This window comes from Erythrobacter sp., from assembly GCF_038133525.1.
Classification (GTDB): Bacteria; Pseudomonadota; Alphaproteobacteria; order Sphingomonadales; family Sphingomonadaceae; genus Qipengyuania.
Genome location: NZ_JAYPTL010000001.1, coordinates 21,860 through 38,824 on the forward strand (window position 1 = coordinate 21,860; position 16,965 = coordinate 38,824).

General features: G+C 63.8%; 22 protein-coding genes and 1 tRNA gene. 11 read left to right on the forward strand and 12 right to left on the reverse strand.

Features of this window, described 5'->3' with window-relative positions; genetic code table 11:
- The 4 genes from AAFM29_RS00120 to AAFM29_RS00135 form a co-directional block, all read right to left on the reverse strand.
- The coding region (locus AAFM29_RS00120; protein ID WP_341710785.1) for a DUF692 domain-containing protein at positions 1-576 on the reverse strand (576 nt) is incomplete at its 3' end.
- 24 nt (positions 577-600) lie between these two features.
- On the reverse strand, positions 601-897 hold the full coding sequence (locus AAFM29_RS00125) for a DUF2282 domain-containing protein (protein WP_341710786.1): 297 nt from the start codon (positions 895-897) through the stop codon (positions 601-603).
- A gap of 72 nt (positions 898-969) precedes the next feature.
- Positions 970-1,470 (reverse strand): YHS domain-containing (seleno)protein, encoded by a 501-nt coding sequence (locus tag AAFM29_RS00130; RefSeq protein WP_341710787.1) that lies wholly within the window; start codon positions 1,468-1,470, stop codon positions 970-972.
- Positions 1,471-1,869: 399 nt separating this feature from the next.
- Positions 1,870-2,151 carry a hypothetical protein gene (locus AAFM29_RS00135; RefSeq protein ID WP_341710788.1) on the reverse strand — a complete coding sequence of 94 codons (282 nt, stop codon included), beginning with the start codon at positions 2,149-2,151 and terminating at the stop codon, positions 1,870-1,872.
- Here AAFM29_RS00135 and AAFM29_RS00140 point away from each other — a divergent pair.
- A complete protein-coding gene (locus AAFM29_RS00140; RefSeq protein ID WP_341710789.1) occupies positions 2,150-3,265 on the forward strand; it encodes a recombinase family protein in 1,116 nt (371 codons plus the stop codon). The genes AAFM29_RS00135 and AAFM29_RS00140 overlap by 2 nt on opposite strands.
- 196 nt (positions 3,266-3,461) lie before the next feature.
- Here AAFM29_RS00140 and AAFM29_RS00145 read toward each other — a convergent pair.
- Together AAFM29_RS00145 and AAFM29_RS00150 are read right to left on the reverse strand one after the other, a co-directional pair.
- Positions 3,462-3,548 (reverse strand) — tRNA-Leu (locus AAFM29_RS00145).
- Between the two features lie 100 nt (positions 3,549-3,648).
- Positions 3,649-4,503: a zinc-ribbon domain-containing protein gene (locus AAFM29_RS00150; protein WP_341710790.1), complete on the reverse strand. Its 855-nt coding sequence runs from the start codon at positions 4,501-4,503 to the stop codon at positions 3,649-3,651.
- A gap of 157 nt (positions 4,504-4,660) precedes the next feature.
- On the opposite strand from AAFM29_RS00150, the gene ftsE reads away from it, so the two are divergent.
- The 6 genes from ftsE (at position 4,661) to AAFM29_RS00180 (ending at position 9,030) form a co-directional block, all read left to right on the forward strand.
- Complete coding sequence (ftsE, locus tag AAFM29_RS00155) at positions 4,661-5,386, forward strand: cell division ATP-binding protein FtsE (protein WP_341710791.1); 726 nt, start codon at positions 4,661-4,663, stop codon at positions 5,384-5,386.
- Positions 5,383-6,315, forward strand: a complete 933-nt coding sequence (locus AAFM29_RS00160; RefSeq protein WP_341710792.1) for a cell division protein — start codon at positions 5,383-5,385, stop codon at positions 6,313-6,315. Before ftsE ends, AAFM29_RS00160 begins: the two co-directional genes overlap by 4 nt.
- Positions 6,312-6,842: a YdcF family protein gene (locus AAFM29_RS00165; RefSeq protein WP_341710793.1), complete on the forward strand. Its 531-nt coding sequence runs from the start codon at positions 6,312-6,314 to the stop codon at positions 6,840-6,842. Before AAFM29_RS00160 ends, AAFM29_RS00165 begins: the two co-directional genes overlap by 4 nt.
- Before the next feature lie 7 nt (positions 6,843-6,849).
- On the forward strand, positions 6,850-7,530 hold the full coding sequence (locus tag AAFM29_RS00170; RefSeq protein WP_341710794.1) for a lysophospholipid acyltransferase family protein: 681 nt from the start codon (positions 6,850-6,852) through the stop codon (positions 7,528-7,530).
- Between the two features lies 1 nt (position 7,531).
- Entirely contained in the window at positions 7,532-8,074 is a 543-nt protein-coding gene (locus AAFM29_RS00175) for an MOSC domain-containing protein (RefSeq protein WP_341710795.1), read from the forward strand.
- Positions 8,075-8,139: 65 nt separating this feature from the next.
- The gene (locus AAFM29_RS00180; RefSeq protein ID WP_341710796.1) at positions 8,140-9,030 is read left to right on the forward strand and encodes an NAD(P)-dependent oxidoreductase; all 891 of its coding nucleotides are present in this window, start codon (positions 8,140-8,142) and stop codon (positions 9,028-9,030) included.
- 360 nt (positions 9,031-9,390) lie between these two features.
- Here AAFM29_RS00180 and AAFM29_RS00185 read toward each other — a convergent pair whose 3' ends face one another.
- Positions 9,391-10,296: a prephenate/arogenate dehydrogenase family protein gene (locus tag AAFM29_RS00185; protein ID WP_341710797.1), complete on the reverse strand. Its 906-nt coding sequence runs from the start codon at positions 10,294-10,296 to the stop codon at positions 9,391-9,393.
- Positions 10,293-11,393, reverse strand: a complete 1,101-nt coding sequence (locus AAFM29_RS00190) for a histidinol-phosphate transaminase (RefSeq protein ID WP_341710798.1) — start codon at positions 11,391-11,393, stop codon at positions 10,293-10,295. Before AAFM29_RS00190 ends, AAFM29_RS00185 begins: the two co-directional genes overlap by 4 nt.
- 94 nt (positions 11,394-11,487) lie before the next feature.
- On the opposite strand from AAFM29_RS00190, the gene AAFM29_RS00195 reads away from it, so the two are divergent.
- The 3 genes from AAFM29_RS00195 to metW are packed head-to-tail and all read left to right on the forward strand — an operon-like array spanning position 11,488 to position 13,585.
- Complete coding sequence (locus AAFM29_RS00195; RefSeq protein ID WP_341710799.1) at positions 11,488-12,576, forward strand: homoserine O-acetyltransferase; 1,089 nt, start codon at positions 11,488-11,490, stop codon at positions 12,574-12,576.
- A complete protein-coding gene (locus AAFM29_RS00200) occupies positions 12,573-13,004 on the forward strand; it encodes a GNAT family N-acetyltransferase (RefSeq protein WP_341710800.1) in 432 nt (143 codons plus the stop codon). The genes AAFM29_RS00195 and AAFM29_RS00200 overlap by 4 nt, the downstream gene beginning before the upstream one ends.
- Entirely contained in the window at positions 13,001-13,585 is a 585-nt protein-coding gene (metW, locus tag AAFM29_RS00205; RefSeq protein ID WP_341710801.1) for a methionine biosynthesis protein MetW, read from the forward strand. Before AAFM29_RS00200 ends, metW begins: the two co-directional genes overlap by 4 nt.
- On the opposite strand, the gene fghA is transcribed toward metW, so the two are convergent.
- From fghA to AAFM29_RS00225, 4 genes are read right to left on the reverse strand one after another with little or no spacing between them, the layout of a single operon-like run.
- Positions 13,582-14,424: an S-formylglutathione hydrolase gene (gene fghA, locus AAFM29_RS00210; protein WP_341710802.1), complete on the reverse strand. Its 843-nt coding sequence runs from the start codon at positions 14,422-14,424 to the stop codon at positions 13,582-13,584. The two genes, metW and fghA, sit on opposite strands and share 4 nt — an antisense overlap.
- The gene (locus AAFM29_RS00215; protein WP_341710803.1) at positions 14,421-14,933 is read right to left on the reverse strand and encodes a prolyl-tRNA synthetase associated domain-containing protein; all 513 of its coding nucleotides are present in this window, start codon (positions 14,931-14,933) and stop codon (positions 14,421-14,423) included. The genes fghA and AAFM29_RS00215 overlap by 4 nt, the downstream gene beginning before the upstream one ends.
- Positions 14,934-14,936: 3 nt before the next feature.
- Positions 14,937-15,320: a VOC family protein gene (locus AAFM29_RS00220; protein WP_341710804.1), complete on the reverse strand. Its 384-nt coding sequence runs from the start codon at positions 15,318-15,320 to the stop codon at positions 14,937-14,939.
- A 55-nt stretch (positions 15,321-15,375) separates the two neighbouring features.
- Positions 15,376-16,488 (reverse strand): S-(hydroxymethyl)glutathione dehydrogenase/class III alcohol dehydrogenase, encoded by a 1,113-nt coding sequence (locus tag AAFM29_RS00225; RefSeq protein WP_341710805.1) that lies wholly within the window; start codon positions 16,486-16,488, stop codon positions 15,376-15,378.
- A 96-nt stretch (positions 16,489-16,584) separates the two neighbouring features.
- Here AAFM29_RS00225 and AAFM29_RS00230 point away from each other — a divergent pair, with 96 nt between their 5' ends.
- Entirely contained in the window at positions 16,585-16,944 is a 360-nt protein-coding gene (locus AAFM29_RS00230) for a hypothetical protein (RefSeq protein ID WP_341710806.1), read from the forward strand.
- Positions 16,945-16,965 lie beyond the last annotated feature (21 nt).

Genomic DNA, 16,965 nt, shown 5'->3' on the forward strand with positions numbered 1-16,965 from the left:
GTTCTGGCCGGAGATATAGAGGTTGTTGAGGTCCAGCAGCAGGCCGCAGCCGGTTTTGCGCGCGACTTCGCCGAGGAATTCGGCTTCGTGCCACGTGCTCCTCGCCAGCTCGACGTAGGTCGACGGGTTTTCGATTAGAATAGATCTGCCAAGATATTCCTGCGTCTGGTCGATATGCTCAATCACCCGCAGCAAGGTTGGGGCATCATAGGCAACTGGCAGCAGGTCGTTGAAAAAGACGCCTCCGTGGGATGACCAGGCGAGGTGCTCGGAGAAGACAGCTGGCTGGGCCCGATCAAGCAGGCGGCGCAATCGATGCAGATGATCGCGGTCGAGCGGGGCCTCGCCTCCTAACGACAGGGCCACGCCGTGGATCGAAAGCGGCCAGGTCGCAGCAATGCGGTCAAGCAGGGCAATGTTCGGCCCACCGTCGCTCATGAAGTTTTCGGCATGGATTTCAACGAAATCGACCGGCGAAGGATCGGCCAGAAGCGCGCGGCAATGCTCGCGCTTGAGGCCGACCCCCACGCCAGGGGGGAGTCCGGCCAGCCCGGATGAGGGTGTGGGTGTGGTCAAAGCCAGAAGGTCCCCCGGCGCGTATCAGCGCCGGACTTCCTTGAATTCGACGAGCTGGCCGCGGCCGGTCGGCGAAGTGGGCGATTTCATCGTGATGCAGGTGCCCTTGGGAACCAGCTTCCAGGCGTTACCCTGATAGTCGCGCTTGGAGGTGCCGGCACAGGACGTGCCGGGTCCGGCGGCACAGTCGTTGTAGCCGGCCAGCGAAACGCCAAAACACTTTTCCTGTGGCGGGCGCCCGGCAGCCGAAGCTTGCGAGGTAAGGCCGGCGAGCGCGGTAGCTACAGCGCCTGCGATGAAGGCGGAGCGGGTGAGATTCATGATCATGGATCCTTGAAGAGGGGACTGACCGGCGGCAGGGCAGGCCCCGCCGCCGATTTTGCTCGGGTTGGATCAGTTCAGCGACGCCGGGGTCGCGTTCTTGATGGTCGGCCATTCTTCATTGGCCTTGGCGAGATTTCCCGGGATGTCGCGCTGCCAGGCAACCGACACGTCCTTGTTGACGTTCAGATACAGCTTGCCATCCACGATCTTCCAGACGTTCGGATCGCCATCGAGCTTCTTGTGAAGCGCGACGCCCATGGCGCAAAAGCCGCCGTACTGCGGGGCATATGCCGAGGGGTCAGCCATGAACTTCTTCAGATTCTCGGCGTCCGCGAAGTAATAGCGAGCACCGTCAAAGGTGGCGCTGAACTTCGCGCTGCCCTTGGTCGGGGCGCCGGCGGTGAAATAGGCGACCGGATCGTAGCCATGCAGAGCAATGCCTTGCTGGTCAGTATTCACCGCAGCCGGCGAGTCGTCGACGACCGCGAATGCGGGGGCGGAGGGAATGGCGGTCGCGGCAACGACGAGGCCAAGGGCGGCAAGCAGGGTACGGCTCATGCGGGTGGTCATTGTAGTGTCTCCAACTCTGGCCGTCGCCAGGTGGGACGGTCCTTCGATTTCGCCCGGTCATTCCGGGTAGGACACTAGCTAGACGCGATCACTCCATGGTTTAATGGACTTAACCCGCAATGGATTGATAACTAAAATGGAATAATATCAAACTCTGCACGCGCAGCAATCAGCAGGGAACTGCGGTATTGAGGGGCTTGGCATCCCATACTTCGATTGAAGGGTCGATTGCTGAAGGCCCGCAACTTGTATTTTCGTGCTCAAGACCGGACCGACTGCAAGCGGCCCATAAGTTGCCATTGCGGGCCACAACTTTGAATATCAGCAAATGGGCCGTTTGCTGACAGACTGCTTTCGGGAAAGCTCCCCCGAATCTGGACATGGCAACTGAACAAATAATCAACCCCTCCAATAAAATTCCGGCCCCGGCATATCTCGTCCATCGTCCGCGCCAACTTCGGCATCGGTGAGCGCGTTCAGTTTCATGTTCAGATCTTCAAGCACCTCGTCCGAAATCGCCCCCGATGCGGCTAGGTTTCGGGTCTCGCCCGGGTCCTGTCTCAGATCGAAGACTTCAAGATCATTGCGCGCCTTCAGCTCTTCGAGTGTTCGCGGCACATGGTGCTCGCGGGGAGAGAAATAGCGCGCGAGTTTGTAGCCGTCTGTCACCACGCCGCGCATGAAGCTGCGGGCGCTGAAATCGGGCGCCAGTCCGGCGCTGGCCGAGGAACTCAACGCGCAAGGTTATCGCACCAAACTCCAGCAGCGCGCCGGCGGTCCGCATCGCGGTGGCTGCATCTACCGGGGAGGCACGCTCTACCACCTGCTTGGGAACCGCATCTATCGCGGGATGATCGTGCACAAGGGCAAGGCCTACCCGGGAGAGCACCAGCCGATCATCGACGAGGAGTTGTGGGACAGCGTCCAGACGCTGCTGGCAAGCAATGCCTGCGGATCATCCCGCCGCAAGCGGCACCAGAACCTGAGCCTCCTGGTTGGCAAGGTCTTCGATGGTGAGGGCAGGGCAATGACCCCGAGCCATGCCCAGCGCGGAAGAAAGCGCTATCGCTACTACGTGACCCGGTCCGATGAGGGAGATATGGAACCGGCATGGCGAGTAAACGCGTATGACCTGGAGCGCCTGGTCTGCGAGCAGCTTGCCCAGCACCTCGAAGCTCAACGCATCCTCCATGGTCTCACCGTAGCGACCAACCTTGATGCTCACGACCTCCTCCAACTCACGGAGAAGGCGGCCGACATCACAGCAATCCTTCAATCTGGGAAGGCGCATCGGAAGGCTGACTTGCTGGAGGGGGTCGTGGCAAGGGTCGACCTCGAGAAGGAGCAGATCACTGTAGTGCTCGATCAAGAAGGCCTTGCCCACGGACTCGGCGTTCTTCCCGACCTACTTGCGGACGATCTTTTCCAGCTCGTCATACCAGCGGTCAGGGTTCGGCGGGGACACCAGTTACGGCTGATCATCCCCGGTCCGGAGCAAGCTAGAGTCCGGCCGCCTCGCCGTGATCCAAAGCTCATCCCGCTCGTTGCTGAAGCGATCACCGCTCGGGACCTTATCGAAGCACGTCCCGATCAATCGATCGCCAGCATCGCTGCACAACACGGGCGCTGTCGCACCCGCCTCGGCAAGCTGGTCCAGCTGGCCTGCCTCGATCCCGAGATCCTCAAGGCCATCGTCGAAGGGCGGCAGCCGGTGACGCTCAGCACGAAGCGACTCGCCAGCGTCCCACTGCCGCTCGTTTGGGGAGATCAGAGGCGAACGCTTGGGTTCGCGTGAAGGCCCGCCAACTCCATTTGCGGTCAGAATTTGGGGCTCCAGAGACGGGGCCACCTTCTTGGGCCTGCGCTCGCCATCTCACGGAGGCCTCTGACTGCACTTGCCCGATCACTCCACGCGGAATGGCGCGGAAACGCGCCGCTTCCGGCACCGCTCCGCCCAAAGCCACAAATGTGGTGGGGAGATATGGACTGTCTGGTGCGGTCGAGAAGACTCGAACTTCCACGGGCTTTCGCCCACAACGACCTCAACGTTGCGCGTCTACCAATTCCGCCACGACCGCACACAGTCTCGCATCGGGAGCGCTTTTTGGGCGGCCTCCCGTCGGTAGGAGCGCGCCACTAGCAGCGCCGCCATGCGCCCGCAAGCACCTTTGTGTGGGGTTATCGTGGGGCCCAGCCGATATCGGCGAATACCGCCGATTTGGGAACGTCGGTCACGGCCTCGTTGATCGTCAGTTCTTCGCCCGGGGCCAGCGAAGCCTGCGGCGGGTTCACCACCCAGCTGTACACCTGCCGCTCACGCTGGTCGCGCAGCACGATCAGGACAGGGGGTATCGGACGCGTCTCGCGTGCGGTGTTCTTGACGATGATGCGCGCCCCGAAGAACTCGGTGCCATTGGGCAGCGTCCGGCGTTCCTGCTGCTCGACCGGGAAGGACAGCTCGAGGTCGGGCTGCGCCGCACCGAACAGCGGTTTCGCCACAGGGACCCAGTCGGGCAGGCCGACATAATTGACCGCAGCAATCGTTCCCACGGCAAGCAGCGCGAAGATCGCTGCCGCCCAGGTCCACAGCTTGGTCATGTTGCGCCGCGGGCGGAATGGCGGGGCATGCTCGAACCGCGAAGGCGAATCGTCTTCCTCGGGTTCGGGCGGCGGCGGCAGATCGTCCTGTACCTCGCCATAAGGTGGTGCCGCCTCGTCGAAATCGGGTCCCTCGCGGGTTTCGTCTTCTTCTGATGCAGGGTCGCTGCTGGTCCGGCCGAAGTCGGGCTCCTCGTCGAGTGCAGCCTCAACCCTTGGTGCTTGAGGTGGCGCCGGTGGCGGGGGCGGTGGAGCCTTTACAGGTGCCGGGGCTGGCGTGGGCACCTTGGCCACCGCCGCAAGCCGTTCGGCGTCGGGGCCATCCTGGAACCAGCTATGCTTGCATTTCGCGCAGCGAACCGTCCGGCCTTCGATCCCGATGGCGCTGTCGGGCACCACGTATCGGGTGGAGCAGGCGGGGCAGGCAATGATCATCTTGGTAAACGGCCTTAAGCGCAGTGGCGAATCACGACAAGCGAGAGGCCTGTTTGCAATCCCCGCAGGCGGCTTTTTTCCACACCGAAGCGCGGTTATAGCCACCCACAAGCATGACGGGCACCAGCGATCTTCTTTACCGGCGAGGTATTCGGGCGTGAGTGAGCCGGAAACCGAGATCGTCCAGTTCGACAATGTCGGGCTGCGTTACGGCACCGATCGGGAAATCCTGTCCAATATCTCCTTCACCCTGTTTCCGGGGCGCTTCTACTTCCTCACCGGGGCCAGCGGTGCCGGCAAGACATCGCTGTTGCGATTGCTTTATCTTGCCCAGCGGCCCTCGCGCGGCGCGATCCGCATGTTCGGAACCGACGTCATTACCTTGCCGCGCGAGAGGTTGCCCGCCTATCGCCGCCGAATGGGCGTGGTGTTTCAGGATTTCCGCCTGGTCGAGCACCTTTCCGCTTTCGACAATGTTGCCTTGCCGCTGCGCGTATCGGGAGTGCGTGAAGCAGACTTGCAGGGTCCGGTTTCGGACATGCTCGATTGGGTCGGCCTGTCGCATCGCGCGGATGCGCGCCCGGCCACGCTTTCGGGCGGCGAGCAACAGCGCGTTGCGATCGCAAGGGCGGTAATCGGCCGGCCCGACATGCTGGTGGCGGATGAACCGACCGGCAACGTCGATCCCGAAATGGCGCTGAAGCTGATCCGCCTGTTCGAAGCGCTCAATCGCCTGGGCACCACGGTGGTGGTGGCAACCCATGACGTGCACCTGTTACGCAAGGTCCCGGATTCGCTGATCATGCGATTGGACAAGGGTACGCTTGCCGATCCGACTGGCGCGCTGCGCTATCCGCCGCGCCGCGTGGGGGCGGGTCAGTGAAGCGACCTCCGGTCATGGCGCGTGCGGCAGAGCGCGGGCTTGCCCCGTTTCGCGGCAAGCGCGCAGCGCATCTGCTACCCCGGGCCAGGCTGGGCGGCCCCATGCCCTGGGTCATCGCGATCATGGTGGCCATCACCGTGCTGGCCGCGGCAGGCGGGTTGGCGTTGTCGAACCTGGTTGTCCGCGCGAGTGGAGACCTGGCTGGAAGCGCCACCGTGCAGATTGTCGAGCCCGACCCTGCCATTCGCGATGCGCAGGTGCAGGCGGCGGCCGCTCTGCTTGCCAGTGATCCGGACGTGTCCGAGGTCAGCGTGGTGCCGCAGGATCGCGTCGAGCAATTGCTGGAGCCATGGCTTGGCACGGGAGTTGGTGACGATGCCCTGCCGGTGCCCGCCCTGATCGATCTCAGCCTGTACGATGGTGCAGATGCCGAAACACTCGCCCGTCTGAACGATCGGCTTGCCGAAGTTGCCCCGGCTGCGCGGATTGACGCGCAGTCGGATTGGCTCGCACCGGTGCTAACTGCGCTCTCGACGCTGCGCTGGGTTTCCATTGGCCTGATTGCCTTGCTTGCCTTTACCGGCGGGGCAGCGGTTTGGCTGGCGGCACGCAACGCCTTGGGTGTCAATCGCGACACGATCGAAATCGTCCACCTTTTGGGCGGTAGTGACGATCAGATCGCCCGCATCTTCCAGCGCTCGATCCTGCTCGATGCGCTGGTTGGCGGCTTGTTGGGCCTCGTCCTGGGAAGCGCGGCGGTGGTCCTGATGGCCGCGCAATTCGCAGCGTTGGATTCCGGTCTGGTTGCTGGTGGCCAGCTTCGACCGGTCGACTGGCTCGTTCTAGCCACAGTACCGCTTTTCGCAGTCGCGATTGCAGTCTACACGGCCCGCGTGACTGTCCTCTCCTCGCTTCGGAAGATGCTGTGATCCTGCGTTTCGTCGCCTCGCTGCTGCTGATCTACCTCTTCGGTTTCCTCGGTTTTGCGCTGACGCTGCCGCAGGCGGTCTCCGGCCAGGTTACCGATGCGGTGATGGTTCCGACCGGCGGGCCGGGCCGGATCGCCCGCGGGATCGAAGTGGTCGAGGAAGGCCTGGCGCGCGAACTTTTCGTCTCTGGCGTCGATCCCGAGGTCAAGCCGAAGGAGTTTGCCGCGGAATTCGATGTTCCCGCCAGGCTGATGAAATGCTGCGTAACGCTGGGCTATCTGGCGGTCGATACGCGCAGCAATGCGGGAGAAGCTGCGCAGTGGATGAAGGAGAATGAATTCTCTTCGGTCCGGCTGGTCACCACCGATTGGCATATGGCCCGCGCAGCGTCGGAATTTGCCGAGGCTCTGCCGGAAGGAACGGTGATCGTGCGCGATGCGGTCAAATCCTCACCCGACCTTGCGACGCTCTACCTCGAATACAACAAGCTGATCGCCGCGGCGATTTCACAAGGCTTGCCGATCTGATCCGACTATGCGGCTGCTGCGAAACCTCGCCTTTTACGTCGCCTTCTATATCGGCTCGCTGCTGATCACGTCGGCGTCGCTGGCCTCGCTGCCTTTCAGCGTGAAAGCCTTCCGCGCGCGGGTGCGCAACTGGTCGCAATGGCAGCGCTGGTGCCTGGTCAACCTGCTCGGTTGCCGCATCGTGCTCGAAGGGCAACCGCAAGAAGAGCCTGTGCTCTATGCGATCAAGCACGAAAGCTTCTTCGAAGCGATCGATGCACCACGGCTATTCTATCTGCCTTCGGTTTTCGCCAAGCAGGAGCTCTTCAGCATTCCCCTCTGGGGTCGGGCGGCGGCGGCATTCGGGCTGGTTTCGGTAGATCGCGACGCTGGCCCAAAGGCGTTGATGCAGATGATCCGCGCAGCCAAGGCGCTGGTCGCCGACGGCCGCCCGCTGGTAATCTTCCCGGAGGGGACCCGCGTTCCCCATGGTGAAGATCGTGAACTGCAATCCGGTTTTGCCGGCCTCTACAAGATGCTCGGCCTGCCGGTGATCCCTGTCGCGGTGAACAGCGGACCGATCTATCACCGGCTGCTGAAGAAGCCGGGCACCATCACCTATCGCTTCGGCGAGCCGATCCCGCCCGGGCTGCCGCGTGACGAGGTTGAGGCCCGTGTCAGGGAAGCGATCAACGCGCTCAATCGATAGGATGGGCGCACAGGTCGTTTCAGTCGCATGCAGCGCAGCGCATACTTTCTCCAAACGTGGTTGCGAGCAGATTACCCTCGTCGAAGGCCTCGGCGTAGAGGGAGACGCGCACCAGGGTACGACGGTCAAACATCGCTCGCGCGTGGCGGTGGACCCCAGCCAACCGAATTTGCGGCAGGTGCACCTGATTGCCGCCGAACTGCTCGACGAAATGGCAGGTCTGGGATTTGCGCTGGAAGCCGGCGATCTGGGCGAGAATGTCCTGGTCCGGGGCCTCTCCTTGATTGACCTACCGCGCGGTGCCCGGCTGCGACTGGGCGATCACGCCGAAATCGAAGTGACCGGGTTGCGCAATCCGTGCCGCCAGATAGAGGCCTTCAGACCTGGGCTGCTCAAGCCGATGATAGGGCGAGATGCGGAGGGCAGGCCCGTGCTCAAGACCGGTATCATGGGGATCGTGCTGCGCGGCGGCTTGGTTTGCCCTGGCGATGCGATCGCGGTCGAATTGCCGCCCGAACCGCACGCCCGCCTCGAACGGGTCTGACAACCAGCAGTCGACAATTTCGTGCGTGACTTGAATGCCTTCCGCGCGCGCCGTATCGACGGGGCGTGAAGGTCGTACTTACCGGCAGCAGCGGCAGATTGGGCCGCGCCATCTTCGGCGCCCTGGCGCCCGCGCATGACGTCGCGGGCATCGATCGGCGGGCCTTTGCGACGACCAGGATCATTGGCGACGTCGCGGACCGCTCGGTGCTGGAGCGGGCAATGGACGGGGCCGATGCGGTGATCCACACTGCTGCGCTCCATGCGCCGCATGTCGGTGTGCAGGCCGATGCCGAATTCGAACGCATCAATGATCGGGGCTTGCGACTGCTGATCGATGTCGCGCAGGCCAGCGGCGTGCCGCGCATCGTCTTCACCAGCACGACCGCGCTTTACGGGCATGCCATTGCCAAGGGCGCCTGCACCTGGGTGGATGAGGACACGCCGCCCCAACCCAAATCGATCTATCACCGGACGAAGCTTGCCGGGGAGCAGGCGCTGGCCGAAGCGGCCTCCGAAATGCTTGCCGTTCGGGTCATTCGCATGTCGCGTTGCTTCCCCGAGCCGGCCGATCGCATGGCCGCGTATCGGTTGCACCGGGGGGTCGACGTTCGCGACGTTGCCGATGCGCATGTGCTCGCGCTTTCCCATCGGGGGCCACAGTTTGAGAGGTTCATCATATCCGGCGCGACGCCCTTCCTCCCCTCGGATGTCGGGGACCTGGCCACGCGCGCTGCTTCGCTGATCGAGGAACGGGTGCCGGACCTCGCGGCAAGCTTCCGTCAACGCGGGTGGGACCTGCCCCGCTCGATCGACCGGGTCTACTCTCCCGTCGCGGCGCTGGAGTCGCTGGGGTGGCGGCCGAGATTCGGACCCGAGGAAGTCATCGCCCAACTCGACCGCCGCAGCCTTGAGGTATTGCCTCCGGGTGCAGTCATTGAGGAAAAGGCGGAGTAAAGGGAGGTCGGTTTCCGACTGATCTTACGGCATCTCGCCCCGTTGATCAGCAGTTGGTAACGGGCTTGATGATTACGCCTTGATTGCAAAATCAATTATGTCATGGCAGATGTTGAAGAATGTTCGATTGGTCAGACCTATTCGACTTTCTCCCATGGCGAATGCAAGTATTGATACTTGTCCTGGGTCTCTTTGGCGCGGTCGCGATCCTACTAGTGTTTATACTGTTGTTTTAAATGCTTCCTGCCCGATTTGATCGGCAGGAGACTGTTAGATCTAAACTTTGAGACAACATCGCATTTCTCGAGGTGTGCGTTCTTCTCAAGCTGGAGGTTGCCAGTCGAACCTCACGCAACCCCCTCAGTGATCCGACCGCCCGAAGTCGGGGCGCGCATCGTCCTGGCCTTCCTCGATGATCGAGCGGCGAATCGCGCGGGTGCGTTCGAACAGCTCGAACAGCGTGTCGCCATCGCCGTTGCGGATGGCGCGCTGGAGCGCGGTCAGGTCTTCGGTGAAACGGCCGAGCACTTCGAGCACGGCGTCGCGGTTGGTGAGGAAGACGTCGCGCCACATGGTCGGGTCGCTCGCGGCGATGCGGGTGAAGTCGCGGAAGCCGCCGGCGGAATATTTGATCACCTCGCCGCGGGTGACGTCCTCGAGATCCGATGCCGTGCCGACGATGGTATAGGCGATCAGGTGCGGGATATGGCTGGTTACCGCCAGCACCACGTCATGGTGCGCCGGGTCCATGATCTCGATCTTGGCGCCGAGGCCTTCCCAGAAATCGGATACGATGGCGACAGCCTCGGCAGGGGCATCGGAAGGGGGCGTCACGATGCACCAGCGGTGACGGAACAGCTCGGCGAAACCCGCATCGGGGCCGCTCTTTTCGGTACCCGCCACGGGATGCGCCGGGATCACGGTCGCGCCGGGTAGGGCCTTGGCGATGGCATTGCCCACGCTGCGCTTGGAGGAGCCGACGTCGCTGACGATCGTACCCGCGGGAAGTGCGGAGGCGATCGTGGCGGCAGCCTCGCCCATCGCGCCGACCGGAACGCAAAGGATCACCAGATCGGCATCGCGCACCGCATCCTCGGCGGATTCGCAGACATTTGCGACAAGCCCGCGCTCGGCCGCGCGGCGGCGCACGTCGGGATTGGCATCCCATCCCGTAGTGGCGACTTGCGGCAGCATTTCGCGCGTCGCGAGCCCGATCGACCCGCCGATCAGGCCGAGGCCGATGATGGCGACATTGTTCGGGATCATGCCGAGGCCTCGCACAGCTTGCGCAGCACGGTGGCGATCGCGTCCATCTGCTCCTGCGTACCCACCGTGATGCGCAACGCCTGTGGCAGGTCCTGGCTCGGCAGGTGGCGCACGGCATAGCCCGCCTCGCCGATCGCATCGAGCGCGGTGGTCGCGGACAGCGTCCCTTCGAACACCACGAAGACGAAATTCGCCTTGCTCGGCAGCGCACGCAACCCGTGGTTGCCGAGCGCTTCGACTTGTTCGACGAAGCGTGCGCGGACCGAGCTGTTCGCATCGCGCGAGCGCCGCACGAAATCCCGGTCGCCCAACGCCGCCAGCGCCGCCTTCTGCCCGCTTGCTGTCACGTTGAAGGCCCCGCGCAAGCGGTTGAGCGCATCGATCAGGTGCGGCGCGCCGGTCGCCCAGCCAACGCGCTCACCGGCGATCCCGAAGGCCTTCGAGAAGGTACGCGTGACCAGCACGTTGTCGTATCGCGCGGCGAGGTCGAACCCGCCATCATCTTCGCCCTCTTCGAGGAACTCGGCATAGGCCTGGTCGACCACCAGCAGCACGTCGCGCGGCAATCCGGCATGGAGCCGCTCGACCTCGGTGCGTGGCAGCCAGGTGCCGATCGGGTTGTTCGGGTTGTCGAGCAGCACCACCCGCGTGCGTTCGCTCACGGCGGCCAGCAGCTTGTCGACGTCGGGCGCATAGTCGCTGTCTTCCGCCGGAACGACCTCAGCGCCGACCTTCCACACCAGCAGCGGGTAGAGTGAGAAGGAATAGCGCGGGAAGACCACTTCGTCCCCCGGCCCGGCAAAGGCCTGTACCGCGCAATGCAGCAGCTCGCCCGATCCGGTGCCGCAGACGATCCGCGCAGGATCGATGCCGTGCGCAGCCCCGATCGCCGCGCGCAGTGCGGTGGCGTCAGGGTCGGGATAGAAGTTCGGCTGATGCTCACCCGCAAGCGCCTCGTGCACCGCCGGGCTGCAGCCCATCTGGTTCTCGTTGGCCGAATGATTGACCAGCGGGCGCCCGTCGGACGTCCTGGATTTGCCCGGCACATAGGCATGGATCGCTTCGATCCACGGCTTGAGGGTTGGTGTGTCTGCCATTTCGGCTTTGTCGCATGAAAGAATATCGGCCCTTCGACAAGCGCAAGGCTTGCGGTTAGAGGCAGGGTTTCATTGTTTCGCCCCAAGGTTCGATTTGAAAGCCACCTCGCAAACCCTGGTTCTGCCCGCTTCACTGCCACTCGACGGCGGGGGTGAGTTGGCGCATGTCGAGGTGGCGTACGAGACCTATGGCGCGCTGAACGCCACCCGTTCGAACGCAATCCTGCTGTGCCATGCACTGACCGGCGACCAGTATGTCGCGAGCGATCACCCGATCACCGGCAAGCCCGGCTGGTGGGAACGCATGGTCGGCCCCGGCAAGCCGATCGACACCGATCGCTTCCACGTGATCTGCCCGAACGTCATCGGCAGCTGCATGGGATCGAGCGGACCTTTGAGCAAGGCGCCCGACGGCCAGCCCTATGCCATGCGGTTCCCGGTGATCACCATCCGCGACATGGTCCGCGCCAATGTCGGCCTGCTCGATGCGTTGGGCATCGGCACGCTGCACGCGGTGGTCGGCGGATCGATGGGCGGGATGCTGGCGCTGAGCCTTGCGGCCAACTGGCCCGACCGCGCGGAACGGGTGCTGGTGATCGCATCGACCAGCCGCCATTCGGCACAGAACATCGCCTTTCACGAACTTGGGCGGCAGGCGATCATGGCCGATCCGCGCTGGCAGGACGGTGATTATTACGGCGGTGAATCGCCCGACAACGGGCTCGCCGTCGCGCGCATGGCGGCGCATATCACCTATCTCTCCGAAGAGGCGCTGACCGAGAAGTTCGGGCGCAATTTGCAGGACCGCGAGGCCAAGAGTTTCGGCTTCGACGCCGATTTTCAGGTCGAAAGCTACCTGCGCTACCAGGGCAGCGGCTTCACCCAGCGCTTCGACGCCAACAGCTACCTCTATATCACGCGTGCGATGGACTATTTCGACCTTGCCGAGGAGCATGGCGGCAAGCTGGCCGATGCCTTTGCCGGAACCACCGCGCGGTTCTGCCTGGTCAGTTTCGATAGCGACTGGCTCTATCCCACGGCGGAGAGCCGCCATGTCGTACACGCGCTCAATGCGGCGGGTGCGGCGGTGAGCTTCGTCGAACTGTCCGCGCCGCATGGCCATGACAGCTTCCTGCTCGACGTGCCCGCGCTCGACCGGGTGATCACGGGGTTCCTCGGATGAACGGTCTTGCTGACGGTTATGAGCTGGTGGGCGATCAAGGCGCGATCGACGCCGACGCGGCCCACGCCTACCTATCCGGTAGCTACTGGTCGACTGGTATTCCCCTGGCCACGGTGCGCCGGGCTCTGGCCAACAGTCTGTGCGTCGCGGTCCGCCATTGTGGGCAGCAGGTCGCCATGGCCCGGGTGGTGACCGATCGCGCGACCTTCGCCTATCTGGCCGATGTCTATGTGCTCGATGATCATCGCGGCCAGGGCCTGTCCAAGGCGATGATGGCCTATCTGCACGCGCACCCTGAACTGCAGGGCCTGCGCCGGTGGATGCTGATGACGCGCGATGCGCATGATTTGTACCGGCAGTTCGGCTGGACGCCGCTTGCCAATCCAGTGAGCGCGATGGAACTGCACAACCCGGGGGTTTACGCGTGAGCTTGCGGCCCGACCTTGCGGTGATCGCCAGCCATGTCGCCCCCGGGAGCCGGGTGCTTGATATCGGCTGCGGCGACGGCGCGTTGATGCTCGCCCTGCGCGAGGCGGGATGCGATGTCCGCGGGATCGAGATCGATGGCACCAGCGTCGAACGCTGCGTGTCGCAGGGTCTTTCGGTGGTGCAGGGCGATGCCGACCGCGACCTTGCCGACTATCCCGACAAGGGCTTCGACTACGCCGTGCTCAGCCAGACGCTGCAGACCGCCGCGCGGCCCGACTGCATGCTCGACGAGCTGTTGCGGGTCGGCCGCCGGGCGTTCGTGTCCTTCCCCAATTTCGCGCATTGGCGCACGCGCGCCGCGCTGATGTTCGGTGGTCGTATGCCGGTGACACGCAGCCTGCCGGTCAGCTGGTACGCCACGCAGAACATCCACCACGTGACCGTGAAGGATTTTCGCGATCTCGCCGCCGAGAAGGGCGCGCGCATCGAGAACGACTGGTACTTCGCTGGGGAACGCCCGATCGCCCGCGGTGGCGCCAATGCCCGCGCCGAATTCGCGGTGTTCGAGCTTTCGCGTTAGGCGCCCAACCGCTCCGCGTGCCAGGCCACGTGCTCGGCCATGAAGGTCGAGATGAAGTAATAGGAATGGTCGTAGCCGCTCTGCATGCGGATCTCGGGCGTCATGCCGGCCTTGGCGCAGGCCATGGCGAGGAGGCTGGGTTTGAGCTGGTCTTCGAGGAAATTGTCCGCCGTGCCCTGGTCGACCAGCAGGTGATCGGCGCGTGCGCCGTCCTCGATCAAAGCAACTGCGTCATAGTCACGCCAGGCCGCGCGGTCCTCGCCGATGTAGCGGGCCAGGGCCTTTTCGCCCCACGGCACTTGTGACGGTGCGACGATGGGTGAGAAGGCGCTGATCGAGCGGAAGCGGTCCGGGTTGCGCAGGCCGATGGTCAGCGCGCCATGGCCGCCCATCGAATGGCCCGTGATGCCCTGGCGCGCCATGTCGGCGGGGAAGTTTTCGGCGATGATCTCGGGCAGCTCTTGCTCGATATAACTGCGCATGCGGTAATGCCGTGACCACGGTTCCTGTATCGCGTCGACATAGAAGCCCGCGCCCTTGCCGAAGTCGTATTCTTCCGCCGCATCGGGCACATCATCGCCGCGCGGGCTGGTGTCGGGGGCGATGAATATGATGCCGTTCTCGGCGCAGGCCCTGCGGTATTCACCCTTTTCGGTGACATTGGCGTGGGTGCAGGTAAGGCCCGAGAGGTACCACAGCACCGGCAGCTTGATGCCCGGCATATGCGGCGGGACATAGACCGAGAAGGTCATGTCGGTTCCCGTCTCGCGCGAGCGGTGCGAGCAGACGTGCTGCGTGCCTTCGAAGGCCAAGTTCTGCGACAGGTATTCGATGGTCATGCGGGCTCCTGCACCGTCGGGATGGCGGCGACGCGCGGCTGGTGGCCCCAATGGGCAAGCAGGCGCAAGATGTCAGCGCCGGATAGCCCCAATGTCGCGGTGTTGCGAAGCGGGTGGACGTTGACGCGGGATGCCGCGGCTAGGCCGCCGTCGATCACTACGCCTACGTTGCCTGGTACGGCATTGATCATGGCCAGCGGCGTGACCGAACCCGGGCTGATACCGAGCAGACGGTCCATGTCCTCCGCCTTGCCGAAGCTCACCCGCTTGCAGCCGATCACGTCCGGCAGCGCCTTGAGGTCCACGCGCGCTTCCGCCGGGACGGTCACCAGCCAATAGGCACCGCCCGTGTCTTTGAGGAACAGGTTCTTGGTATGGGCGCCAGGGATGTCGGCATCGACCCGGCGGCTTTCCTCGACGGTGAAGACCGCGATATGTTCGTGGCTGGCGAAGGGGATTGCCAGAGACGCCAGGTCGGCCAGCAATCCCGCTTCGCCACGCCTATTCAAGCGTTACGAGCCCATGCGGTGCAGGGCACACAGCTTATTGCCATCGGGATCGCGCAGGTAGGCGAGATACATGGCATTGGGGGTGCCTTCGCCGCGCACGCCCGGCGGATCTTCGATCGCCGTGCCGCCGTTCGCCACGCCTGCCGCATGCCATGCATCGGCCTGTTCGGGGGTCATGCCGATACCGATGGTGCAGCCATTGCCCGCAGTGGCCGGCGAGCCGTCGATCGGCTTGGTGACCAGGAAGGCCCCGCCGTTGTGGAGGTAGATCAGGCGACCCTTCTCGTCGGTAATACCTTCCTTGCCGCCAATGGCCTTGAAGGTCGCATCGTAGAACGTCTTGGCTTTCGCCATGTCGTTCGCGCCCACCATCATGTGACTGTACATCTGTACTCTCTCCTTTGGGTTTCGATTCGCGACCTTAATGCGGCGCGCGAAGCGTTCAATAGACCACGACGCTGCGGATCGATTCACCTGCATGCATCAGGTCGAAGCCTTTGTTGATTTCCTCGAGGCTGAGCACGTGGGTGATCATCGGGTCGATGGCGATCTTGCCGTCCATGTACCAGTCGACGATCTTGGGCACGTCGGTGCGACCCTTGGCTCCGCCGAAGGCCGTGCCGCGCCAGTTGCGCCCGGTAACCAGTTGGAACGGGCGGGTGGCGATTTCCTTGCCCGCTTCCGCCACGCCGATGATGATGCTGGTGCCCCAGCCGCGGTGGCAGGCTTCCAGTGCTGTGCGCATCACCTCGGTATTGCCGGTGGCGTCGAAGGTGTAGTCGGCACCGCCGTCGGTCAGCTCGACCACCTTGGCAACGACTTCGTCACGGCTCATTCCCTTGGTGTTGAGGAAGTGGGTCATGCCGAACTTGCGGCCCCATTCCTCGCGGTCGGGGTTGATGTCGATGCCCACGATCATGTTGGCACCAGCCAGCTTCGCGCCCTGGATCACATTGAGGCCGATCCCGCCGAGGCCGAAAACGACGACATTGTCGCCCACCTGCACCTTGGCGGTGTTGACCACCGCGCCGACGCCGGTGGTGACGCCGCAACCGATGTAGCAGCTGGTCTGGAACGGTGCGTCCTCGCGGATCTTCGCCACTGCGATTTCGGGCAGCACGGTGAAGTTCGAGAAGGTCGAACAGCCCATGTAGTGGAAGATCGTCTGCCCCTTGTAGGAAAAGCGGCTGGTCCCGTCGGGCATCAGCCCCTTGCCCTGCGTGGCGCGGATCGCGGTGCACAGGTTCGTCTTGCCCGACAGGCACGACTTACACTGGCGGCATTCGGGGGTGTAGAGCGGGATCACATGGTCGCCCGGCTTGACCGAGGTGACGCCGGGGCCGACTTCGCGGACAATGCCCGCTCCCTCATGACCCAGCACGCTGGGGAAGATGCCCTCGCTGTCGAACCCGTCGAGCGTATAGGCATCGGTATGGCAGATGCCGGTCGCCATGATTTCCACCAGGACCTCGCCCGTCTTGGGGCCTTCGAGGTCGAGCTCGACGATCTCGAGCGGCTGTTTGGGGGCAAAGGCGACTGCGGCACGGGTCTTCATCTGTGGGTACTCCTTCGCGGCACGGGTTAGTCGGGCATAGCCGCTGCCGCAAGCGAAGTTGCTTGCGGTTCAGCAAGGGCCTTCTAGGTGAGGGCGATGCTAACCTTTCTCGCTCCGGCACTGCTGCTCGCCCAAGCTCCTTCTCCCGAAAACAGGGCCGATCCCGTCCCGCTCGATATCCAGCAGCAAACGGCGCTGCGTTGTTCAATGGCCATCGCCATGGCGGCCGAGCAGCAGCGTGTCGGAGCTGCCACAGATCAGGGATGGCCCGATCTTACCGAGCGCGGGAGAGAATTCTTCGTTCGTTCGCTGGCCCAGCTGATGGAGGACACGGGGCTGACCCGCGAAGGCCTGGTCGCGCAGGCGCGGCCTGAGGTCGAAACGCTCAAGCAGCCAGGCCGGCTTGCAGAGGTCATGCCGGGCGGCCTGCTGCTGCTCGATGCGTCGGGGCTCTGAAGCGTTCACCCGGCTGCAAGA